The 24,716-nt window shown below is 47.3% G+C and carries 17 protein-coding genes and 1 pseudogene; 6 read left to right on the top strand and 12 right to left on the bottom strand.

Going from position 1 to position 24,716, the window contains the following annotated elements; all coding sequences use genetic code 11:
- Window positions 1–9 precede the first annotated feature (9 nt).
- From ACOIT5_RS15435 to ACOIT5_RS15415, 5 genes are all read left to right on the top strand, one after another.
- Window positions 10–1,662, top strand: a complete 1,653-nt coding sequence (locus tag ACOIT5_RS15435; protein WP_423127053.1) for a SusD/RagB family nutrient-binding outer membrane lipoprotein — start codon at window positions 10–12, stop codon at window positions 1,660–1,662.
- 90 nt (window positions 1,663–1,752) lie between these two features.
- Complete coding sequence (locus ACOIT5_RS15430; RefSeq protein WP_423127052.1) at window positions 1,753–3,114, top strand: PhoPQ-activated pathogenicity-related family protein; 1,362 nt, start codon at window positions 1,753–1,755, stop codon at window positions 3,112–3,114.
- A gap of 18 nt (window positions 3,115–3,132) precedes the next feature.
- Window positions 3,133–4,530 carry a neutral/alkaline non-lysosomal ceramidase N-terminal domain-containing protein gene (locus ACOIT5_RS15425; RefSeq protein ID WP_423127051.1) on the top strand — a complete coding sequence of 466 codons (1,398 nt, stop codon included), beginning with the start codon at window positions 3,133–3,135 and terminating at the stop codon, window positions 4,528–4,530.
- A gap of 14 nt (window positions 4,531–4,544) precedes the next feature.
- Entirely contained in the window at window positions 4,545–5,846 is a 1,302-nt protein-coding gene (locus ACOIT5_RS15420; protein WP_423127050.1) for a hypothetical protein, read from the top strand.
- Window positions 5,847–5,960: 114 nt separating this feature from the next.
- Window positions 5,961–7,157 carry a hypothetical protein gene (locus tag ACOIT5_RS15415; RefSeq protein WP_423127049.1) on the top strand — a complete coding sequence of 399 codons (1,197 nt, stop codon included), beginning with the start codon at window positions 5,961–5,963 and terminating at the stop codon, window positions 7,155–7,157.
- A gap of 110 nt (window positions 7,158–7,267) precedes the next feature.
- Here ACOIT5_RS15415 and ACOIT5_RS15410 read toward each other — a convergent pair whose 3' ends face one another.
- From ACOIT5_RS15410 to ACOIT5_RS15365, 10 genes and pseudogenes are all read right to left on the bottom strand, one after another.
- A complete protein-coding gene (locus ACOIT5_RS15410) occupies window positions 7,268–8,263 on the bottom strand; it encodes an alpha/beta hydrolase fold domain-containing protein (protein ID WP_423127048.1) in 996 nt (331 codons plus the stop codon).
- Window positions 8,264–8,290: 27 nt separating this feature from the next.
- Window positions 8,291–9,847, bottom strand: coding sequence for a hypothetical protein (locus tag ACOIT5_RS15405; protein ID WP_423127047.1), 1,557 nt, complete (start codon window positions 9,845–9,847; stop codon window positions 8,291–8,293).
- Window positions 9,848–9,886: 39 nt separating this feature from the next.
- Entirely contained in the window at window positions 9,887–11,230 is a 1,344-nt protein-coding gene (locus tag ACOIT5_RS15400) for a DUF3748 domain-containing protein (RefSeq protein WP_423127046.1), read from the bottom strand.
- A gap of 98 nt (window positions 11,231–11,328) precedes the next feature.
- Window positions 11,329–12,696 (bottom strand): Gfo/Idh/MocA family protein, encoded by a 1,368-nt coding sequence (locus ACOIT5_RS15395; RefSeq protein ID WP_423127045.1) that lies wholly within the window; start codon window positions 12,694–12,696, stop codon window positions 11,329–11,331.
- Between the two features lie 128 nt (window positions 12,697–12,824).
- A complete protein-coding gene (locus tag ACOIT5_RS15390; protein ID WP_423127044.1) occupies window positions 12,825–13,844 on the bottom strand; it encodes a PmoA family protein in 1,020 nt (339 codons plus the stop codon).
- A 53-nt stretch (window positions 13,845–13,897) separates the two neighbouring features.
- A complete protein-coding gene (locus tag ACOIT5_RS15385) occupies window positions 13,898–14,866 on the bottom strand; it encodes a metallophosphoesterase family protein (RefSeq protein ID WP_423127043.1) in 969 nt (322 codons plus the stop codon).
- Window positions 14,867–14,895: 29 nt separating this feature from the next.
- Entirely contained in the window at window positions 14,896–15,900 is a 1,005-nt protein-coding gene (locus ACOIT5_RS15380) for a Gfo/Idh/MocA family protein (RefSeq protein WP_423127042.1), read from the bottom strand.
- A gap of 20 nt (window positions 15,901–15,920) precedes the next feature.
- Window positions 15,921–17,204 (bottom strand): DegT/DnrJ/EryC1/StrS family aminotransferase, encoded by a 1,284-nt coding sequence (locus ACOIT5_RS15375; protein ID WP_423127041.1) that lies wholly within the window; start codon window positions 17,202–17,204, stop codon window positions 15,921–15,923.
- A 12-nt stretch (window positions 17,205–17,216) separates the two neighbouring features.
- Window positions 17,217–18,423, bottom strand: a pseudogene (locus ACOIT5_RS15370) (MFS transporter).
- Between the two features lie 37 nt (window positions 18,424–18,460).
- A complete protein-coding gene (locus tag ACOIT5_RS15365) occupies window positions 18,461–21,163 on the bottom strand; it encodes a glycosyl hydrolase 2 galactose-binding domain-containing protein (protein ID WP_423127040.1) in 2,703 nt (900 codons plus the stop codon).
- 304 nt (window positions 21,164–21,467) lie between these two features.
- On the opposite strand from ACOIT5_RS15365, the gene ACOIT5_RS15360 reads away from it, so the two are divergent.
- Window positions 21,468–23,501, top strand: coding sequence for a tetratricopeptide repeat protein (locus ACOIT5_RS15360; protein WP_423127039.1), 2,034 nt, complete (start codon window positions 21,468–21,470; stop codon window positions 23,499–23,501).
- Here the strand turns inward: ACOIT5_RS15360 and ACOIT5_RS15355 are convergent, their stop codons facing one another.
- Window positions 23,502–24,056 (bottom strand): DJ-1 family glyoxalase III, encoded by a 555-nt coding sequence (locus ACOIT5_RS15355; RefSeq protein WP_423127038.1) that lies wholly within the window; start codon window positions 24,054–24,056, stop codon window positions 23,502–23,504.
- A 108-nt stretch (window positions 24,057–24,164) separates the two neighbouring features.
- On the bottom strand, window positions 24,165–24,671 hold the full coding sequence (locus tag ACOIT5_RS15350; RefSeq protein ID WP_423127037.1) for an RNA polymerase sigma factor: 507 nt from the start codon (window positions 24,669–24,671) through the stop codon (window positions 24,165–24,167).
- Between the last annotated feature and the right edge of the window lie 45 nt (window positions 24,672–24,716).

Below are 24,716 nucleotides of genomic sequence, written 5' to 3'. Positions count from 1 at the left end.
TCTGGAATCATGCGCAAAATAAAAAATAGCTTTATCATGGCTTTAGCCCTCGTCCTGGCTTTGGTTATTTCGTGTAAAGACCTGGACGAATTAAATATTAACCCGAATGATGTCGATCCGGAAATCGCCGACCTGAACTTGCTGATGCCTACGATTATCACCAATCTGGGTCAAACGGTCGTCAGTTTAGGCTTCGGCAACATTGCCGGGGTGATGCAACATACCCAACACGACGGATGGTCGGGCGGGCATAACGATTATGACTGGGATAACGAAAGCCACAGTTGGGGCGGGTATTACGGCATTTTAAGAAATGCCGACGAGCTTCACAAAAAAGCTGTTCAGGGCGGATTCGAATTTCACCAGGCTGTTGCGTTGATCCTCAAGGCCTATACCTTTGGTTTAATTGCAGACCTTTGGGGCGATGCCCCTTATACAGATGCCCTCAAAGCGGAACAGGGTTCCGAATTTTATAAACCGGCATTCGATCTTCAGAAAGATATATACACGGGAATTCTTGCCGACCTGGAAACGGCGAATACGCTTTTGTCAAAAAGCGCCGGCGAGTATCAAAATATATCTTCAACACAAGACGTGCTCTACCACGGCGACGTGTTAAAATGGAGAAAGCTGGCCAATTCACTGGCTCTCCGGTACTACATGAGGTTATCGGCAAAAGAACCGGGCATCGCTGAACAAGGTATCAAAAAAATTACCTCCGATCCCGGGAAGTATCCGGTGATCACTCAAGCATCCGACGATGCAAACGTTGGTTATCCCGGAAATTCAGCAGCCAATTCCTGGCCAAGCACGATGGCTTTCAATCCCGACCCAAGCGGAAACTACATGAGGGTAAAATTATGTGCGACGCTTGTGGATGCCCTTCAGCAATTAAATGATCCGAGGCTGGGTGTTTGGGCAAATAAAATCAGCATCCCTTTGGTATTGGTATCCGGCACCAATGTTGACCGCATTGTGGACGGTAAGCGGGAAATTTCGCAGGACATTGTTGACGCCTATAAAGAGGCCTGGGGTGTCGATATTGATTTTGACCAGGAATATGTGGGCATTCCGCCTTCTGTTTTTGCGGCCTCACAATATAACCTGAACCCGAATCTGGACCAGGGGGTATTCAACCCCCACGCTTCCCATCTCAAAGATATGTATAAACAAAGCAGCGGTTCGCAATTGTTGATGAGGCTTATGTCGGCCGCCGAAGTTCATCTGATACTGGCCGAAGCCGCTTTGTACAACTGGGCCCCCGGAACTCCTGAAGACCATTATGCTGCAGGAATTCAACAATCATTTAATGCCTGGGGAGTTGGCTCAAGCTTCAGCGGGTACATTGGCGGAGCCCCCTATTCGGGTCTCGAGAGCATCATCCTCCAAAAATGGATTGCGAGTTGGACAGCCGCAGCTGAATCCTGGTTTGATTACCGACGCACCGGGTTCCCGGCTCTGCAGACCGGCGAATCGGCCAAAAGAACCGCATTACCAATTCGTTTTTACTATCACTTTACAAATGAGATATCCAAAAATACGGTAAATGCCGAAGCAGCTATACAAAGGTTGGAACCATCCCAATACAAAGGCAGTGATGTGAGCAACAACAGCGCCTGGTCCCGGACATGGTTGCTTCAGGGTACAGGAAAACCCTATTAATTGTTTTCTACTAAAAAATAAGCAGGCAGATTCCTGTATAGCCTGCTTATTTTTATGTATTTACACCAGCTTAATGACTAAACTTTAAAAATGAAACAGCTATTTTTAGGATTTCTGATCCTTTTTTATTCGTTCACAACCGTAGTCGCCGGCGAAAACAAACCTGTAACTCCCGAAACAGCGCTTCGGTCGTATCTGCAACAGGCCGACAAAACGCTCAAATGGGAAATTCAGGATCAGACCAATATCGACGGTATAAACCTCTACCGCACCATCTTCACGTCACAGCAATGGAGAGGTATCGACTGGATCCATGAGATGATGATTTTGGTTCCTGACATCGTGGAATATAACGATGCCTTATTGTTCATCACCGGAGGCCGGGTAACCGACGGACAGCCATCGACTCATCAATGGACAGACGACCTGGTAAGCGCCTTTTCCCACGTAGCCAAAACAAACAAAGCCATTGTAGCCATTGTCTGGCAGGTGCCCAATCAACCCTTATACGACAATCTTACCGAAGACGCTCTAATTTCATACACACTGCATAATTACCTGAATGATAAGGACTACACCTGGCCTTTATTATTCCCGATGACCAGAAGCGCCATCGGAGCAATGGATGTAATCCAACACTTTTCCAAAAAGGAACTGAAGAAAAAAGTGAATTATTTTGTTGTTTCGGGTGCATCAAAACGGGGCTGGACCACCTGGCTCACCGGAGCAAGCGACAAACGGGTGAAAGCCATCGGCCCGATGGTGATTGACGTGCTGAACATGCCAGTGAATGTCGATTACCAGAAAGAAGTATGGGGCGATTACAGTATTGAAATTCAGGACTATGTAAACCTCGGCATCGCGCAGCAACTGTCCTCTCCCGGCGGAAACGAACTGGTAACGATGATTGATCCGTATTCGTACCGCAAATCACTGACCATGCCCAAGATGATCTTCATGGGGACTAACGACCCTTACTGGCCGGTGGACGCCGTAAAAAACTACATCGACAGCATTCCGGGGAACAACTTTATTTGCTATACACCCAATGCAGCTCATAACCTGGGCGATAAAAAGAAAGCCTTTACAACACTGAGCGCATTTTTTGGTATTACCATCACCAATGGCAACTATCCGGTTTGTGATTATTCTATTTCAGAAGAAAACGGAAAAATTATTCTCACTGTCAAGTCCACACCCGAAATTTTGCGTAATGCTGTTCTATGGAGCTCCGGGTCGGAAGACCAGGATTTCAGGGATGAGGAATGGTCGGGACAAAGCCTGGATGCAGCAGAAAAAGCAGAAATAACTGTCGAAATCGACTACCCCTCGTCGGGCTATAAAGCATTTTACGTCGACCTGGAGTATCAGGCGCCTTTTGGCGGCGATTATACCCAAAGCACCCGGATGTTTGTGACAACCGAAAAAAACCTGCTGTTAAAAAATCAATGATTCGGAAAAGCTTGTTTTATGAAGAAATTCAGCCTTGTTACAGGTATTATTTTGGGCCTGCTCACCCTTCTGTTTTTCATCGTTACCGACTTTGTCGATCACACAGCCTATTTTGAAAGCGCATACTTCAAAAATAGTTTGGCGGTTATTGATGACCTGGACCGAAGCACATTCTCCGTAAACGACCGCGTACAGGCGGGTTTTGCAAAAATAAGCATCACTCCTTCGCTGAAGCATGATCAGGATGATCCTTTGGAAGGAGAATTTGCTGAGCTTCCGCTTGCCGGTTACGGAGCCCGAAAAGGCGCCCCGTCTACCGGAGTTCACGATAGCCTTTTCGTGAAGGCTGTTGCCCTGAACGTGGGGCAGCAAACCCTGGTTTTTGTCAGCGCCGACCTGTTGATTATGCCTCCAACGGTAATTGACTCGGCAAGTGCATTTCTTTCAAAAAAAGGCATCAGCCGCAGCCAATTAATTTTTTCGGCAACACATACCCATTCCGGTATTGGCGCCTGGGGTCCGGGGTATGTCGGCAAGCAGTTTGCCGGAAATGAAAACAAAAACCTTCAGAGATGGCTGGTTTCACAGATTTCGCAGGCAGTCGTTTCATCCGTTGCCGATTTAAAGCCGGCTACGATCGGCAGCGGGACTTTTCAGGCCGGGGCTTTTACCCGGAACCGCCTGATCGGCGGCCTGGAAACAACGAATGATGACTTTGCCTACCTGGTCGTTGAACAGGCTGGACACCGGAAAGCAGTGATCGGCTCATTTTCGGCGCATGCAACCACCCTTGGCGCCGAAAACATGGAAATCAGCGCCGATTATCCGGGCTATTGGCAACGAAAAATGGAAGCAACAACGGCTGATCTGGCATTATTTTTTGCCGGCTCGATGGGAAGCCAAAGCCCGGTTGGCGAAGGTAACGGATTCGACAAAGCCCGGATGATCGGCGAAGCCCTGGCCGACAGCCTGAACATACACCTCCGGCAAGCAGCTCTCACCGATCAGATTACTCTTGCTTCCGTCTCGTTAAAAATGCAACTTCCCCGCTATCACATCCGGCTGACAAACAAATTAAACCTGTCAACCTCTCTTAGCAACAAGTTGATGCCGGTTCCCGGGAATGTTTATTTGCAGGCTGTCCGGATCGGAAACCTGGTTTGGATCAGCACACCAGCCGACTTTAGCGGCGAATATGCCCTTCAGCTAAAACACACACTGGCCGCCAAAGGTTTTACGGCCAATGTCAGCAGTTTTAACGGAAGTTACGTGGGTTACATCATTCCCGGACGCTATTTCTATCTTAATAAGTATGAACCAAAAACCATGGGCTGGTTTGGCCCGTACATGGGCGATTACACGATGAATCTGATCAACCGCATCACCCAAATTGTGACCAAACCGCAACATCATTGAATAAACCCCTTGTCATGGCAAAACGATTGTTCAAATTTCTGCTGCTTATTGTTGTTGCTTTTCTGCTGTCGGCCCTTATCCTGGCTTTTGTCCCACCCCTGTGGCGGCATTGGATTAGCTATCCCCGGCTCGAAAAACAGCTCGCCGAATTTCAAAAAATGCGGGTACAACCGGATGAGCTGACAGCGCTTAACCTATTCCGGGGTGTTATGCACGCTCACAGCTTTTGGTCGCACGACAGTGAAGGAACCTTGCACGACCTGATTCCGGCTGCAAAAATAAACGGTATCGACTTCATTTTTCTCACCGATCATCCGCACGGAAACCTGGACACCTTTCCCCGTGGCTACCGGGGTTTTTACGATGGCGTGCTGATTGAACCGGGCAGCGAAAAACAGGGTTTTGCCGCCTGGCCGCTTGATTCGGTTGTTATTGACTGGAAAGAAAACAAAGATTCCATTGCCAAAAACATTGTTTCCAATGGCGGGCTACTCTTTTATGCACATACCGAAGAAGCTCATAACTGGGCCAACCCGCATTACCAGGGCATGGAAATTTACAACATCCATACCGACACCAAAGATGAAAGGTTATTGCCTCATCTCCTTAATTTTCTGGTGAACGGAAAGAAATACCGGCATTGGGCTATGCGCGAACTGTTTGATGAACAAACAGCCATACTTGCTCTTTGGGATTCGCTGAACACCGTAAGAAAAATCGTGGGTTTTTCGGCCGTTGACACCCATGAAAACCAAAATATCCGCGCAAGAAAAATGGCGGATGACCGGATTGAACTGCTTGGCCCAAACGCCAATCCAATTGATACATTCCGTCTAAACTTCTGGAACCGGTGGCTTTTTAACGAACCTGACGAAAACGGATGGGTGATGAAGTGGATGATCGATACCTATGCTTCCGGGTTTAACTACATCACCAACTATGTTTTCGCCGATTCGCTTTCGCTGCAGTCATTGTCCGAACACATGAAAAAAGGACACCTGTACACCGCATTTAAAAGCCTTGCCGATGCCAAAGGTTTTCTCTTTTACGCGATGAACGGACAAGACAGCATTCAAGCCATTTTAGGCGACTCCATCCCGGCGGTGCAGGTAAAGTCGCTGAATGCTGTTTCTCCTTTCCCGGGGCAGTTCCGTTTGATACACAATGGTAAAACAATTGATATTTCAACGTCTGACAACTATCGGTACAGTTGGCAAAAAACGCCTGAAAAAGGCGCTTACCGCATCGAGATACACATCCGGCTAAAGAACAACCATGTTCCCTGGCTCTATTCAAATCCAATCTACATTTATTAAATCAATAACCAAATCCATTACATGATGAAATCAATCTTTTTAAGACTGGCCCTCGTAATCCTGATAATTTTTCCGGAGTACATTTTTGCACAAACATTTAAAGCAGGGGCTGCTATGAGAAATATTACCCCGGACTATTTGATCCCAATTTCAGGGGGAATGGGAATTCCCGTAATGCCGACAACCAAAACAGGCGAGCTTACCGTCCGTGTGCTCGTGCTGGAGAAAGGCGATACCCGGATCGCCGTGGTCGGCATCGACAACCTGGGCTGGCCCGCTTACCTGGCAGAACGATCGCGAAAACTGATCAACGGCATTGTTCCCGAAAACATCCTGATCGGCGCCACTCATGCCCATAGTTGTCCCGATGCGTATGGTTTTACCGATGAAAAAGGCAATACCGGGGTTGACCTGAAGTACCTCGACTGGTGTGTCATCCAACTAGCTGATGCCGTGAACGAAGCGGTTGAAAAGCTGGAACCGGCCTTGCTAAAAACGGCCGTTGGCGAGGCAAAAGGGAAAATAGCCTACAATTATTACGCGCCTCAACTGTATGACCCGCGGATGGGTGTAATCCAGTTAATTGCTGCTTCAGGCGAAAACAAAGGTAAAACCATTGCCACGCTGGTGAATTATGCCACGCATCCCGAAATTCTGGGGACCGCCCGAAAAATAATGAGCCCCGACTTATGCGGTCCTCTTTACGAACGCGTGGAATCAAAAGCCGGCGGGATCGCGATTTTTATGAACAGCGCCCAGGGAGGAATGGTTACGGCCGACAACCGGCGGGAAAACGGCGGGGAGGCAAACGACTGGGAAGAATGTATCCGGATTGGAAACCTGATGGCCGACGAAGCCTTACGGATTATTGAACCGGTTACAGCAATCGAAAATCCGGTGCTTTATTGTACCTCGAAAACGATCAGTTTTCCAATCGATTCCGAAGCCGTTCGGCTGATGTTCAAACATTCACCCCTTTTATCAGAAAGTGATAAAAACCATGATTTTTCATCTGTAGCAACACGGCTGAACCTCCTGAACATCGGAGGAGCACAAGTGATGACCATTCCGGGGGAAGCGTTGCCCAACATCGGCTTTTATCTGAAAAGAAAGATGAAAACGGATCAGCCTTTTCTCTTTGGTCTTACCAACGACGCGTTCGGATACATCCTGACCAAAGAAGATTTCAACAGTTTTGAGCGGTACAATTACATCACCCGCACCTCGCTTGGCGAAAAAACCGGCGATATCCTTACGCGGGAAGCCCTGAAACTGATCGAAGAAAGTCCGGCAGCAGAAGTTTTGAAGTGAAACAACTACAAGTTACCGCTATGCCGGTAGTTTACGGTCATTCTTTTGATTTAAACGAGGAATATCCTCTTTTTTACCTCTATGGCAGCAATTTTTGCCATATTATTTGATTATTTGTTCAGATATTCTTTGAAAAATTTGTCCATTTTCTGCTGTGAAAACTCATTCACCCGTTTAACAATGTCCATCGTGTGCGGCCAAAGCGGCAGCCGGTAATACAGGCAGGGAACGTCCAGACTATCGAGCCGGGCTTTTAACAAGTCGGACTGGCTTACCGGAACCAGCGTATCGGAGGTTCCATGAAGGATCATCGTTGGCGGGGCATCGCGGCTCACATACTGAATCGGGGACGCTTCGCGGTACAATTCGGGCCTTTCCTGAAAAGAGTGGACGATAAAGTTGGTTACCAGCGACTGTGTCTGCGCGTAGGGCGTAGTCAGGTCAACCGGCCCGTAAATATCAACCACGGCTTTCACGCGGCGCTTTTGGCTCGCATCAATGCTGTCGGGGGAAACCCGTCCGTCTTCCCAGCCATATGCCGCCAGCATAGCCAGGTGGGCGCCTGCCGAACCGCCGATCAAAGCGATCCGGTCAGGGTCGTAGCCATAAGTGTCGCCATTACAGAAAAGCCAGCGAACAGCATCGGTCACATCCTCCACACAGGCCGGATACGGGGCATCTTTCACCAGCCGGTACGATACGGTTGCCGTCATATATCCCTTTTGGGCAAAGGCGAGCAGGTAAACCAGGTAATCCGACCGCTTACCTCCCTTCCATCCCCCGCCATGTATAAAAACCAGTAATGGTGCGGGTCCATCAAGGTTTTTCGGCTTGTACAAATCCAGTTGCAGCGATTTGCCGTTCACGTTTTTATACTCAATATCTTTGATTTCTTCTATATTGGCGGGAACTTCGGGAGCCCGGTCAATCAGACTTTCCAATCCGACGCCGACAGCCAGGTAATCCAGTGCTACAAAATGATAACCCACCGGAGGTTTTTCAGGATAAATGACCGACCATAAGCTTGGCATAAGCATCAGGAAACAGAAAAGGACAAATGCCCCGCCTAAAAAATAAAGAAGCCTTTTTAAAAATCTGATTTTCATCACACTTTCATTCTAATTATTCAACCCTCAATCTTTCAATTCATTCAGCATCTCCCTCAAATGGCGGTGTAAAATCGGCGCGGTTTCCGGCCCTAAAGAATTTTCTTCGCCATATGGCGATTTTTTTCGATCATAGGTATAAGGTGCTTTCACATCCCACTGGCTTTTGGGAATGATGTAACCGATTTCATCATTGGCAAGGCCAAATACAAACTGATGGGTTCCGGGCATCATTTCTCTGACTGGTGGAACCTCAACCGGACCGATATTAAAATCGCGGCCTTCGGGAGCTTCAACGCCCCCATTAATGATTTCAGGATAAATTTCGCCGGGAATGGTCACAAACGAAGCTGGTCCGATGGTGAAAACCGCCAGTTCGGAACGCATTTTCATCCAGCCGGAAGTGCCACGATCCATTACTCCCAAGGCCGTTGCCAGCCTGAATAAGTTGTTTTTAATTGGCAATTTTAAACTTCTCACGACCAATGAAATAGCGGCAGAATCTATAACTGTGGACGGATTGTCCATCGCATTCAGCGCCAGCAACGAAAGTTGTTTGCCCTGCGCTTCGGCTTTTTCAAACGAGGGTTCCAGGAATTCTTCGCCGGTAAACGGATCTGTAACAGCCAGCGTAGGATGGGTGCACATTAACCCGCCCAGTGCGCCATTCAGGTAAAGGGCAACGCCGCCAATCCCTTGTTGGGCGAGGCTGTCTCCATTAAATACTCCTTTTTCAACCCCCTCCCGCACATAATGCGGAAAATCGGAAGAAACCAGCAGGTTTTTACTCCACAGCGTTTCCGGGTGGTTGGCCCAGGTAATGAGGCTTCCCAGTGTTTCACCCGATTCCCTTTCCACCGCGCGGATCATCCTCATGCCCGAGTCAAAAATTTCAGGGGTCCGGGTATCTTTTACCAACGGAACCGCACCCTCTGCATCTTCCGAAAATTCGAACCGAGCCGGCCGCCTATTTTCAACTGCGGTTATCACCGAATTCAGGATCTGCGCTTTTACATGGGCCATGTAGTCGCTATTGACTCCGCTTTTAAAAAGACTTTTGCCCCAGATGCCCATCAGGTCGGGCCCTTCATGGGTATGTGTCGAAGCAATGATGGTGTAGGTAATTCCCAATGAAACAGGGAGCATTTTCCGTACGTCAACCACATCGTCGTGCATAAAACCAATGGCATCAAGCGCCACAATTGCCAGCCGGGTCGTGCCGTCATCAATGACCATGGTACGCGCCCAGGTATCATCGTGAATGCCGTTGGCAGGTTTGCTGTTGCTGAATCCGGCAATCCAAACCGGATCGAAAACGCCGTTCCCGTTGCCATCGGTAAAGGTATCGCCGTCTTTCGGACGATATTTTGCATCGCCGTTATGGTCTGTCCACCGGTCGGGTACTTCGGGGGTGATCGGGACTGCCGCAAATCCGGCAAGCAATGCTGCAGGTCTTTCGTTGATGATTTTCAGATCAGCCGTATAACCGGGGTGACGATCTTTTAAATTTACGGCTGCACGTACCAAAAAGACAATTGTTACTGCCAGCAAAATGATCGCGCTTATTCTCAAAAATCGTTTCATCTTTTTTATTTTTTCAGAAAAAACCTGCTAAACTACTTTTCAATCCACCCCGACAACAAATATCTGTTTTGAACGGGCTCTCCCCTCTTTTGTTTCAACCAGACGGTTAAATGCAATGGTTTTCCCATCGTTCGACCACACCAAGTTTGAAGGGGGCGTTTCGGTTGGGGCTGTTAACCTCCGGAACCGCTTTTCGAACGGACGACCTGAAACTTCGCAGATCACCAAGCTATTGTCCCAAACATAAATAACCGTTTGGTTGTCGGGGCTCCACCTCACCCCGCTTTGAACATCCGATGGGTGCACTGTTAACTGAACAGGATTTTCACCTGAAGGGGAAATTAAAAAAACCTGCTGAACGCCGTTTTGGTCTTTGGCTAAATAAGCAATCTGCTTACCATCGGCCGATGAACGGGCCACTCCCCCGCATCCGGGAAATTTGCTGTCGGCAGTAAAGGTCAACCTCCGTTGAACCGTTCCTTTGGGAGGCATCGGAAAGCTGTTTACGGTTCCTTCGAGAGGTCCAAACTCTCCGGGAACATGAATTGAATCGGGAATATCAACTACAAACAGTTCGTCGACCGGCGTCCCGTTTTTATCCCGGACTGTTCCGATAAACGCCCGGGCAAGCTGCCTGTTTCCATCGGCTTTTTGATAACCGCTTGCTCCGACCCAACTATCCGAAGCCGCGTGACTGATTTCGTCGCTTCCGGGCCTGGGTTCGGGAACCACCCGCACAACAAGCGCGCTGTACCAGCCACCCTGTACGTTTTCCGGGTCAGCATCAACCGGTACCGGATGATTTTGACAAGATACGCCGATCGTTCTCAGGTTCCATTTTATGCCCGTCGAATCTTCCAGTTTTTTCATGATGGCGTCGTTGTAGGTATAGCCAATCCATTTGCCATCGCGGCTCCATTCGTGCCGGTGTGTGCCGCCGCGCAAAGCGCCGGGCGTAAACGGGGAAGACAGATCCCTTGAATCCATGTTGATAGGCACATTCGGCTGGTCCACATCAACAATTACACCCGTTCGGCGCCACTGCTCATAGGAATTTTCTTCGGAACAAGAAGGTAAACCATGAATAAAAATCACTTTATTTTCTGCTGGATGATAACTGACCGCCCCAACACCCGGCCCATAGTCGTGGTTGTTAGCAAGATGGTATAAAACCTGGATTTCACCGGTTTCAATGTTCACCCGTTCGATGGAAGGATTTCCGCCAATGCCGCCGGTTTCGGTGCGGGTATCGTAAACCAGCCACTTGCCGTCGGGCGAAAAATTGTCGTTGTTGTCGAGCTCATGATTCTTCTCCCCGTCAAAGGTTATCCGGATCTCGTTGACCGGAATTTCCGGCAAAGCACAGGATCCTAAGATTAACATTCCCATTAGAAATTTAATTTGCAAGCTTGTTGATGTTTATTTAATCCTTCAAATTTCAGTTCAGCTTTGAAACAAAAGCCGGTTCGTGTTGAAATCAGTTAAACGATTTCGGGCAACAAATAAGGAGCACGGTAATCACGGCTAAGCATCGAATTCGCTTCGTTTTCGCCTTCGCCGATAAAACGTTCGGCCACCGGATCAAATTCGAGCTGACGGCCCAAACGGTACGAAATATTTCCCAAATGAGCCAGCGACGAAGATAAATGACCGGTTTGCACTGGTCCGTTCTGAATACTCATATCGCGGGCACGGATGGCATCAAACCAGTTCTGAAAATGCAGAGTTAATTCTCCGCCTTCCGAGCGACTTGGCCCTTTTTCGCGTTTTTCACCTAAATAAGTTTCATAAGAACCATAGCCTTTTATGACCATATACCCTTTATCACCATAGAAAATATTGCCTACACCCGCGCCGTCTTCAAGGTTGGTGCACCAGTTGCGTACTTCAAACTGGATGATTTTCTTTTGTTTCGGATAATGATAAATTGAGGTCTGAATTTCAGGCACTTCTTTGCAGTCGTCCCACAGAAATTTACCGCCCATCGAGGTGATCCGTTCAGGCAAGCTGTTTACGCCAAGGCCCCACATACAAAGGTCAGTTTCGTGAATTCCCTGGTTGCCCACATCGCCGTTTCCATAGTTCCAGTGCCAATGCCAGTTATAATGGACCAGATTTTTACTGAAGGGCCGCATCGGCGCCGGCCCGCACCACAAATCGTAATCCAATCCGGGAGGGGTTTGCGAAATACCTTTGTCCCCAATATCGGGGCGCCAGCGGTAAACCAAACCGCGCGACATGTAAACACGCCCAATCAGTCCGTCTTCCAGGTGCTTTACGGCTTCGCGGATTGCAAGCGAACTGCGCAACTGGACCCCATGCTGGACAATACGATTGTACTTATAAGCGGCTTCAATCATTTTTTGGCCTTCATAGATGTTGTGAGTCGCCGGTTTTTCAACATAGACGTCTTTCCCTGCCTGACAGGCCCAGATGGTTTGCAGGGCATGCCAGTGGTTTGGTGTTGCCAGGGCTACAGCATCGATGGTTTTATCGTCATAAGTTTTCCTGAAGTCCTGTTCAATTTTGACTTTTTTGCCGTAGGTTTTTTCAAACGCTTTGGCACGTTCCTGAAGGATATCCATATCGGGGTCGCACAAAACGGCGACTTCCACATTGGCCTTTTCGGCAAGACCCATGACCTCCTCAATGTGTGATTTTCCGCGACCATTTATCCCCAAAACAGCCACACGGATGCGGTCGTTGGCGCCTTTCGCGCCGGCGGGAACAATGACCGGCTTTTTTACCTGTTCGCCGGCAAGGGCAGCAGGTGTAACAGCAGCCAAAACAGCTCCGGCAGATGCTTGTCTCAAGAAAGTTCTTCTCGAATTATTCTCTTTGTTCTCCATCGTTTCAGATTTATTGGTTTCGTATTTTTTAGTTGAAAGTTAACGTTTTAAGCTGCACTCTCCGAACCCGCAGAACTATTGACTTGATTTATACAAATTTGTTCTGAATAGCCTGGCGTGAACCAACGCTATTTAAAAGTCATGGACATATCGTTAATTTCGGCATCCGACAAATCACCTCCAATCAGGACCTTATGTTTAAACACGAGACTTTCACCCGGTTTCAGCTCAATTTTAACAGGAGTTGCGTTTTTGTCGAAAGCACGGCCGCCCAGGTTATTGGCAGCAAACAATCCGTAACCGCGGGCATGAGACCAGGCCGGATAATTCGGATTATTTTTGTTATCAAGAATGACGATTGTGATCAGTTCCCCGTCTTTAACAGCTCGTAAAGCCACCCACGGACTGCGCTTGCTCCATACTTCTCCTCCCTGAGCGCCTTCGGCATTGCGGTAAACCCCGTTCACACCATCGTTATTCAACAGCGGCACGTCCGTTTCAATTCCGTTGGCGTCCAGAAATTTTTCCGGCTTTGTCGCCGGTTCCTCAAAAGCCCTGTCAAGACGAAGGCCAAGAAGGCCTTCTTTATTTTCAGTAAAAGTAACCTCCCGCGCCGCAGTCAGTTTTGTCATCCGTTCAATGGTACGGAGATTTCCTGCTCCTGAAAAAACAAAGGTTGTTTCTTCGTTCAGCAAAACGTTTCCGTTCACATCAACCCAGTCGGAACCGGTAACCAGTTCACCCTTCTTCGGGTCCTGCAAAACTACCTTTTTGAATTTCACCGTGCCGTATTTTGGTTTGTCGGCCAGCTTAACAGCAAAGGAATTGTTCCAAAAATCGAGGCCGTTTACATCTCCAAAGTTAAGCCACAAACCCACGTGGTGCGGATGGTCGGTGCGTTCAAACGGGCGGGGATTGATCGGGTAACCGCGGGTAATAAACTTACCCGAAGCACTCATGATCGGATAAAGCGCCTGTTTTTCCATATCATCAGGATAAATGTAGGCCGTGAACAGCTTGCCTCCAACAAAAACTTCTACTTTTTTACCCTGATCATCGTTCCTGAATTCCACTTTCTCTTTTTTCGAAGCGGGGGCAACAGTTGCAAACAACATAACAGTAAGTACGGTAATCGAAAATGTTTTCATATCGGTTTCGTGTTAGGTTTACAATTTTTTAAAAGATAGTTTTCAACGGTTTATTAAAACTTCAACGCTCTTTTGGTAATCGCCGGTCTCATAAAGCGTTTCATCTCCTCCGGATAACCAATTTCGAAAGGCGACGGACCAACCCATTCCGACTTTTTGCCTTCAATTTTAATCCCGCCTTTGTCCGAAATTTCAATCATCGTAAACAGAGGGTCTTTAAATGGCGCCGTGTATTTAATCCACTTAAAATTTTTATCCACCTCTCCGCTGTACCTGATGGTGGCATAGTCCACCCCGAGCCAGTGATATGACATGGAGGTGATATGGATATACCAGACATCCTTGATCTTTTCGGCGTAATCCCAGTGCGTATGGCCATTAAAACAGGCAATGACCTTTTGATCGGGATGAGACAGGTTGTGTCTGTCAATAATCTCGCGAACCTCGGCTGCATTTTCAACCCCGTAATTTTCATCCACACCTTTATAAACCACAAGGCCCTGGTGCGAAAAAATCACGACCGGAAATTTTGTCTCCGACAAGTCGTTCCGCAGCCATTCCAGTTGCGTTGGGCCCATGTATTGTTTATAGCCTTTGGCATTTTCATCCTTTTTGTCGTTCCCGTCGAGAACAATAAAATGAAAACCTTTTTTGTCGAATGAGTAATACGAATTTTTCATGTTCCGGTAAGCCAGGGCTTCTTCCCGCGAATGGCCGCCGTCCATCTCATGATTCCCGATCACATGATATTTATCCCCCGGAAAGGTATTCCAGAGTTCGTAATATTTGACAAATTTTTCGGAAGCTTCTGCAAAATCGCCCAGTTCGATGATGAAGTCGGGTTTTTCAGCTTTCATGTGATCCATAAAAGCGTTTATCCGAAACTCCGCGTCATGCATGGTTGGAAGGTGGACATCGGTGCACAAACCGATTCTTACCACCTTGTTTGCCCGTTGCCCATGCACCGAACCATGGATGACTGAAAATAGCAAGCATATCAAGATTAACAGTCGTATCTGCATATTCAGGAATTAAAAATTTCAATCAGGTTCTACAAATTTACCACTTCTCCCGTTTGAGAGGACTGATAAGCAGCATCGACAATTCCGAGGATTATTTGTCCCTCAGCGAAACCAGGTACCGGCTGTTTCCGCGACCGGATGCAATCGACATAATGTTCCATTTGCCGGGTATACATCGACTGGTCGCAGTGTTCTTTCTTTTCGGGAAATTTGGCGTCGAATTTTCCCGACACCCCATCAACCTTATATTTCAGATAAGTTGGAAATACATTGGCATAACCTGCTGTTCCGTATAGGCCTGTTGCCGCTTCGGGGCCATCCATGTGGGGTTGCCACCAGCCGCATTCGATAATTGATTCAGTTCCGTTATCCCACGAGATCAGGATCACTCCCGAATCATCCACATCGTAGTTGCCGTAAAACGTACCGATTTTCGCATAAACCTTCTTTGGCAGTGGGTCGCCAAGCAGGTAGCGGGCGGTATCAATGGCGTGAACACCCATGTCGGCCAACGCCCCGCCCCCGGCAAGTTCTTTTTGTGTAAACCAACCGGCAGGTCCCCAACTCTCGTGTATTCCGTATCCTTTCGTTTTGACAATCCTCCCCAACCGGCCCGATTCAATAACATTTTTAACAAAATTGACATCCGTATCAAAGCGCCACATGTGCCCGACCATTACCAGACGACAATTTTCGTCAGCAGCCTTTTTAATTTGCAGGCCTTCTTCGGCATTCAAGGCCATGGGTTTTTCAAGAAATACATCTTTCCCGTGGCTCAGAAACCCGATGGCATAAGGAGTGTGAAATTTATTGGGTGTTGCAATCACCGCCGCATGGATGTCGGGTCGGGAGACAATCGGATCAATGCTGTCGAATGCCTCAGCAATGCCATAACGGCCAGCAAAATCCTGAGCCGCCTGCAAGGGAACTGCCACCACAGCTGCAATTTTCACACCGGGGATTGACTGAAGCCCGCGGGCATGATAATTGGCAATATAACCGGCTCCTATGAGCGCTACATTAATCTCGTCCATCGCATTCTTTATTTTAAAATTTAAAACAGCAACTCTGCATGGTCATAGATTTTGCGGATTGCAGCCGCAATGAGATCCATATCGGCCTTTGTCCCCAGCAGTATTTTGTGATGGACGCAGGCCGAACTTTCAAAATGGATTTTGTCGCAGACAGGCAAATTAAACCGGGCAGGGTCGATCGCCGCCCAATAGCCATCGTTCAGCTTATGACGCGCCGGTTTTGTCAATGGTACATACAACGAGCATTTATTCAACGGAATATAACTGGCTGTTACCTCAATGCCCAGTTCGGCTGTGAGCGCCGACCTGAACTTTTCGACGGGCAAGCCCTTAAATTCGTCTTTGTTGTACCTGAATGCAAAATTGAAATAAGCTTCTTTTGTCTCCCGTTTATCCCGTCGCATGGGCATCACCCCCGGAATACCGGCTAACAGAGAATTCAGGTAAATGCCATTTTCATCCCTCAGACGGTTCTGTTCGGGCAATCGTTTCAAACCTTCCATCAGGATAGCAGCCTGAAATTCGGTGATCCGGTAATTTCCCGATTGAATAAAATTTCCGGCATCGAAATAAACGCCTTCACCTTTATCGGCCTTCGCCGAACTTTCCGGTTCGGGCCGTCTGCCGCAGTTACGCAGAGCATCCAGCTTTTCGTAAAGTTCAAAGTTGTTGGTGGTCAGCGATCCGCCTTCGCCCGCGGTCAAATGTTTTGACAACTGGTAGCTGAAACTGCCAATATCGCCGATACTGCCGGCTTTTTTGCCGTTCCATTCGCCCCCGTGTTTATGGGCGCAGTCTTCAATCACCCACAGTTTGTATTTTTTTGCAATCCGTAAAATTTCGTCCATATCGGCAAAACTGCCGTAAAGATGAACGGGGATGATCGCCTTCGTGCGTGGCGTAATCGCTTTCTCTACTTCTTTCGGATCGATGCACCAGGTATCTTCGCAAACATCAACCAAAACAGGAACAGCATTCACATCCAATACGGTTGCCGCGGTTGCCTGCCAGGTGAGTCCCGGAAGGATGACCTCGTCGCCGATGCCGATACCGCAAGCCTCCAGCGCCATTTGCAGGGTAACGGTTCCGTTGGCCGCACTGACGGCGTATTTTGTACCTGTGTATTCAGCAAATTGTTTATTAAATGCTGTTTCTTTCGGTCCGTTGTACGACCATACACCACTATTCAGCACCTCCATCAAAGCTGTCTCTTCTTTTTCGTCCCAAACCGGCCATTGCGGCCAAGGGTTTGTTTTTGCATTATGCGTTGGGACTCCGCCCAAAATTGCCAATTGCGTTGCCATAATTTCGTAGAATTATTGATTTTTTTTCAAACTAACGGTTTTATTATTAATCAATGGTTTAGCCCAAAAACCAATGCTAAAAATAAACCCGAGTGTCAGGTAAATAAAGGTCATTCCACCCCTAAGTCCGATGAGATCGCCAAGCGCCCCGATGATTAAAGGAACAATGGCGCCGCCAATAATACCGGAGCACAGGATCCCGGAGAAAGCGCCATGATTTTCTTTCACTGAATTCAGGGCAAGCGAGAAGATGACCGACCACATCACCGATGCAAAAAAACCAATGGCAGGGAATGCCCACAAGGCAACCCGGGCCGGCCCAAAAAGTCCGGCAGTCAGACTAATGATTGCCGCGCCGGAGAAAAGTTTCAACACCAGTTTACTGTCCAGAAACTTTAATAAAATCAGGCCTAAAATGCAGCCTACGGTCAGTAATCCCCAGAACAGCGAAATGGCATCGGCCCCTTCGCGGCGCGGGTCGAAACCATGATACTCATATAAAAACTGGGAGGTCCAGTTGGCAACCCCCTGTTCGGTTCCCACGTAGGCCAGTATGCCAACAAAAAAGAGGATCACTGTTTTATTTTTGAATAAGTCAACATGCTTCGACCAAGCCCCGGCTTTTTCTGTTTCCGAAAGTTTTACTTCGGGGAGTTTGACCATCATCATCAGCACGACCATGATCAGCGAGATGAGCGCGAAAATCCAGTACAGCGAAACCCAGGGTAAGCCGGAAGGCACAAGCCCGTGGAGTGTCCGGATTAACAGGTTGGCGGTTTCGGTTTCTGAATATTGCTCCAGGTTCAGTACTAGGTACGAAAACAGTTGCGGACTAAGAAAAGAAGCCAGTCCAAATGCAAGCTGTGCCATCACCGAGTTAAAGGCAAAGTGCTCTTCGCCGCCGGCAACGCGCAACAACGGGTTAATCGCCACTTGCAGCATGGCCATTCCCGATCCGATCATAAAAAGTGATAACATCGCTACCGGAAACGAAGGAACCACCGAAAAAAGAAATAGCAAATGCCACTGCCATCATCTTTTTCTCGCTGAACTTTTCGATGGCAATCCCCGAGGGAATGGAGAACACACCGTAAGCAATAAAAAATGAAAAAGGCAAAAAGGCCGCCATCGCTTTGCTGACGGAAAAATCCTTGATAATATCAGGGATCAGTGGCCCTAAAATATTGGTAAGAAACGAAATAATGAAAAACACGAACATGATCAGAACGACCACAAAATAGTTTCTTTTCATCTGTTTACTCGTTTAATGTCAGTTTATCTACATTCCAGCCTCTTACTTCGATAATGGGTTTTTCACCGTCGAAATCAGAAAGAAAGTAAGCGCCATTGTAAACTCGTTCTTCTCCCGGCAACAAGCTTACGTAGTTGTCGTCCCAATAGACAGGCAGCACAGGCAAGCCGGTTTGCGGGTCAAGCAGGTCGAAAAAGTTAAAGAAGGCGATGGTCGCCGAAGGATTTTTAACCTTCAGCGAAACTTTCCCAAACTGATCTTCTTTCGAAAACCGGTAGTCAAACGTTAGCTTCACTTTTGGCAAACGATTGAGCGCAGTAAAATCGGCGAATTGCTTAGTCGGCGTATAAAACGGCCACGACAATTTTTTCGAGGCTTCATAATCCAGAACATCTTTTTTTACCGACAACCAATAAATGCTGTTGTCCACTTCACGCCCGTCTTTTTCAAACACATTCAAGGCCAAAAAATAGACCGGCGTGAGGTTTCTAATTTCCGGAAGTTTATAAATGAACTTCGAAATATTGGACGGAATGTCCCCTTTCCACTGATCGGAAAAAATTTCTGTGGAATGGATATCGAAAATCCGCAGTTTAACCGTTAAACCGGTTTGATCCTGCAAATCTTCGTTGGCCAGATAAATATCGTCGAATCCGTACCGGTAGATCGCGTGAACCGGGTTACAGGCTTTTCTTACCCCATAAAAAGAGCCGTTTGGTTGCAGGTAAGTATCGTACAACTGCCAGATCAGTTCGGGCCAGGCCGAGTTCAACTTCCACTGTACCAATCCGGTGCTTTTGGGTTTATGGGCCACAAAAGCTTCAAACATCGGGCGCATGATCTCGTAGTTGTTCACCTGTGCTTTAAACGAAAAATCTTCGACATTGGCTGATTTCCCGTATCGCTGGTCGATGGCCGCGCGGTCGCGGTCAAGGCTCGTAAACTCGTTTCTTCCGGTGTGGTATTCCCAGTATTTTTTATCGATCGGCCATAAACTTTCTTCCGGAAGCATTTTGCGCAGCGACGCCACCGGAGGAATACTGGCGCCGGGGCAGGTTTCGGTATTGAAGCCCCACGCGCCGCCCAGAATGGTATCGGTAAACCAGTAATACGGAGGCGTCCAGGCATAAGGCCCCATCATTTTCATTCCGGTTGGGCCGCTGATGTCGCTCACCAGCGGAACTTCGGCCACCACATTGTTGTTTTCGGTTCCGGCCCCACCTGCCGATGTAATGTAACTGCGCGAGGGATCGTACTGTTTGAACAGTTCGATGTATTTCCGCTCCAAGTCAGGATGCGGAAGTTTGTCGCTGCCGAGCATCCAGACATAAATGCTGGGATGGTTTCTCAGCCACAGCATCTGGTCTTTCCACGATTCAGCCAATAAATCAATATCTTCGGGCGTAACAGCCCCCCCGTATTTTTCGTGCGTGGGCTTCAGCAGGTATTCTTCCCATTCCCAATGGCAGTTATACCCAATCATAACCAGGATTCCGTATTCGTCGCACAAATCATACAAGGTTTCGTCTTTTCCCCAAAAACCTTCGCAACGGATGCTGTTCAAATTCATATGCCTGACGTAACGCAACTGGGCTTCAACCGATTGACGGGTATCCTGAAGTAATACATCATCGGTCCATCCTCCGCCTTTCAGCAAAACAAATTTGCCGTTAATTTCGAAGGCCCGGTTTTTATTTTCATCCAGGTAACTTCGGATTTCGCGAATGCCATATGGTTTTTCAACCTGATCGATCACTTTGTTGCCAGTTACAAATTCGGCGGTAAACCGGTATATGCTGGGCTCGCCCATTCCATTCGGCCACCAAAGTTTTACATTCTCCACCGAAAGCTGTTTAAACTCGTCGGGGGTAAACCGGCACGAGAAGGTTTCGCCGGGCTGAAGGTTTACTTTCTTTTCAACCACGCCCAATTCGTAATCAACCCGCACGGTTCCCGTCATCGCTTTGCTGGTGTGGTTCTCCACTTCAGTTTGAATGAATAGTTGGGCGGCGTCTTTGGTTTCGGTGTTTACTTTGGCATAAACGAAGGGGCTCCGTATTTTAACTCCTTCATCCACTTCGAGGAATACTTCGCGGAATATGCCCAGGTTCCGGTCGCGCGGGAGCGGATTCCAATCGACAAAGCCGATGGAATACTCTCCGTCTTCGTGTTGCCACATTTTTAAAGCCAGCGTATTCTCCCCTTCCTTAACAAAGTCGTTAACGGGAAAAGTAAACATCCGGTAAGTTCCGGCAAAACGGTCTTTCCTGGCAACTTTTTGTCCGTTGACCCATAAATCGGCCCGGTAGTTTATCCCGTTAAACCTGAGCGAGATATTTTTCTGAAGGTCGCCGGCACTCAAATTAAATGTTGTCCGGAACCACCAGGGCTGTTTGAACTGTTCCGGATCAATATCCTGCATATTAATTCCAAAGTACGGATTTTCAATCACGCCGGTTGCAGCCATGCTGCCCAGCACTGTTCCGGGAACAATGGCTTCGTACCAGGATGCCGCATCAAATTCATTTTCTGAAATCAATTTTTCTTCCGTACCGCTTAATCGATCTTCGGACTGCATTTTCCATCCCGACGATAAGGATTCAACCCGGTATTCCGGCTGATGTTCGCGATTGCCGCAGCCAATAAAAAGAATGGAATTTGAAAACAGAAACAGAAAAGCGGTAAGTATCGAAGGTAGGTTTTTCATATTCACAAGTATAAAGTTCAAGGTTTAAAACACTTAGCCATAAACAAAGAAAAGCCATTACAAATAAAAAAACCTCTGATATTTTAGTCATTTTACATTTTATTTTAACCTAATACCCAGTAAATAAATTCTATTTCACTCATCAAGGTTAAAATTCTTTGACCAGAATGAACCGTCCGCCGTTTTTAACCATAAATACCGGCTGAAACTCTTCTTTCTTTTTCGGTTCAATACCCGGCTTCGCCTCAAAAAAGCAATCGGTTTTCGAATAAAATCAACATCTTTGTAATGATGCCATATGCCTATGAAACGAATTATACTGTTGTATCTGATTTTTGTTCACATCAACCTCTTTGCGCAACAGCATGTTGACAGCCTGAAGGCAGTTTTACCTGAACTTCAGGGTGAAGCTAAGGCAGAGGTATTGAATCAACTTTCATCAATTTTATGTCAGACCGACAGCGTCCAATCCATGGCATTCGCCAGGCAAGCCCTGGCGCAGGGACAAAGCATTCCAAACCGGGAAGTTTCGGCCAACGCGTACTCAAACCTGGCTGAATGTTGTTATTATCACGATCAATACGAGCAGGCACTTCGTTATTACACGGAAGCCCTGGCCATTTATTCGGAACTGGGTAACAACGAACGCATAGGAGATACCTATAATTCAATCGGTTTGGTTCATTATTACAAAGGTGAATATGATTTAGCCATTGAAAACCAGCTGGCTGCGCTCAACTGCCTTGAAAATGTTTCGGACAGGCACGAATTGGCCCATGTTTATTCCAATATGGGAATGGTATATTCAAGGCTGGGTTACTACGAGGTATCCATTGAGAACTACCGGAAAGCCGCTGTCATTAACCGGGAAATTGACGACCCGTACAGCCTTGCGGTTAACCACAACGGAATGGGTGTAGGATACTATAACCTGGGGCAGCTGGATTCGTCGAAAGTAAATTACGGCAGGTCTCTGACAATTTTCAGACAGATGGACGACAAACGCAGGGTAGCGATTGCACTAAACAACATCGCCAATATCTATGTCGATGAAGGAGACAGCCTGCAGCAGGCGCTGAGTTATTACGAAGAGGCCTATGCGGTGTTTGATGAACTGAAAGATGTCAGAAATAAAACCTTTGTATTGGAAGGCATGGGTTGCGTTTACCGCGCCATGGGAAACCGGAACAAAGCCTTGCAGGTATTCCGCGAAGGCCTGGATATGGCCATAACACACAAGCTCGGACATTTCATCCGCCAACGATACTACGAAGACCTGTCGGTTACCTACGAGATGCTGGGCCGGACGCGGGATGCTTTTGAGGCCTACCGGCAGCATATTGTTTACCGCGACAGCATGCGGCAGGAAAACCAGCTCCAGCAAATAGCCGTACTGGAAAAGAAATTCGAAATCGAGAAAAAAGAAGCGGAGATTGCTCATCTCAACTCGGAACGGGAAATTGCCCATTTGCAAATTCAAAAAGACAAAGTGATCCGTCTGTTTGGCATCATTGTCATTCTTCTGCTGATGGCAGTGATCGTTTATGTTTCTTTCAGCAATTACAACAAAAAGAAGGTCAATATTTTACTGAACCAGAAGAACACGCAGATTGAAACTCAAAAAAATGAGCTTGAAATCATGAATGTTTCAAAGAATAAACTCTTCTCCATTATTGCCCACGATTTAAAAAATCCCCTGCACACCATGATGGGCTATTCGTACCTGTTGAATCAGGAGTATGACCGGTTTAACGATACGGAACGGAAGAAGCATGCCGGAGACATCTACCAGGCAACCAACAACCTCTTTCGGCTCTTGCAAAACCTACTGGACTGGAGCCGTTCTCAAACCGGTCGGTTAAAATATGACCCGGTTCGTTTTGAGTTACGCGACTTGTATAACCGGATACACAGCCTGATGAAACCGGTGGCCGAACAAAAAAACATCCGGCTGGAGACAACCATTCCTGATGACCTGCTTGTTTACGCCGACCCCATGATGGTGGATACCATTCTTCGAAACCTGATCAACAATGCCATCAAATTCTCAAAAGAAGGCTCTGTTGTAAAAACCGGGATCAGCCGACTGGAAACGGATATCACGGTGTGTGTAACCGATGAAGGAATTGGAATGAGCGAACAGGAACTTCAGCACCTGTTCAGCATTGATCCCAAGGTAAAGCGAAAGGGAACAAACAACGAAGACGGGTCAGGATTAGGCTTAATCCTGTGTCACGAATTTGTCCAGATTAACGGGGGAAAAATCTGGGCATTAAGTGAAGAAGGGAAAGGAAGCACCTTTTGTTTTACCATCCCGTCCGATAACGTTCAGTCCTGATTACCAGGTTTGTACCAGCATGGCTTCGGCCAGCTGATCGGCCTTTTGTTTACCGGCAAGCATTTCGACAATTTGCAGGGCAAAATTTAACGCCGCCCCTACCCCCCGTCCGGTCACGATGTTGTTCTCCACCAGGGTCGGTTGATTTTTTACCGTCGCCCCAATCAATTCTTTTTCAAATCCCGGGTAACACACGGCCTCTCTCCCCCGAAGCAGATCCAGATGTCCCAAAACCAGGGGCGCCGCGCAGATCGCCCCAAGCGGTTTCCCCTGCCGGTTAAAGCTCAGGATCTGCGCCCGCAATCCTTCATGCCGGTCGAGGTTCTTCGCCCCTGGCATACCGCCGGGCAAAACGATCATATCAACTTGCTCATAGTCGACCTCCGAAAAAAGTTTGTCGGCCACCACAGTGATGTCGTGAGAACCGCTAACTGTTTTTTCCTCATTCACCGAAACCACAACAACCTCCATTCCTGCCCTCCTAAGCACATCAATAATCGTGATCGCTTCAATTTCTTCGAATCCGCTGGCCAAATGAACTGCTATTTTTTTCATGATACTTGATTTTTTTGTTCGGAGATACAAGTATAAAAACAAAAAAAGTGATTCGCAACGCGAACCACTTTTGTACCCGATATGATCAAATCTATTTAAAACTCACGCTTAATTAGCGTAATCTTTTAAGGCCTTTTCCAGTTTCTTGCGGGTGAAGAAAATACGACTCTTTACCGTTCCCAAAGGCAGACTCAAATGCTCCGCGATTTCTTTGTATTTATAACCATCCAAAAACATGGTAAACGGAACTTTGTATTCATCTTCAAGCGCATGAATATTCTTCAAAATTTCTTTTGAACTGAAAAATGAATCCGGCGACGGATAGATTTTGTCTTTTGAAAACTTTAAATGAAAATCGTTGTTTGACCCATCAAACGTATTTTTCGCTTTTACGTTTCTCCGGTAGTTATTAATGAAGGTGTTTTTCATGATCGTGTAAATCCACGCCTTGAAGTTTGTATTTTGGGTAAATTTGTCACGATACGTCAACGCTTTCAGAAAAGTTTCCTGCAATAAATCCTGTGCCTTCTCCTGATCAGAAGTCAGGCTCAGCGCGTAATAAAGTAATTTATCCTGCAAGCTGAGCAGCGCGTTATTAAACTGTAGTTGTGTCATGGCAGTGATTTTTTTGTTTAGAACAAATATAAATAAGGAACATCT

This window comes from Gaoshiqia hydrogeniformans (assembly GCF_049347105.1).
GTDB classification, from domain to species: Bacteria; Bacteroidota; Bacteroidia; order Bacteroidales; family Prolixibacteraceae; genus Gaoshiqia; species Gaoshiqia hydrogeniformans.
The sequence above is the reverse complement of the archived record's forward strand: the minus strand, read 5'-3'. Positions and strand labels throughout refer to the sequence as shown.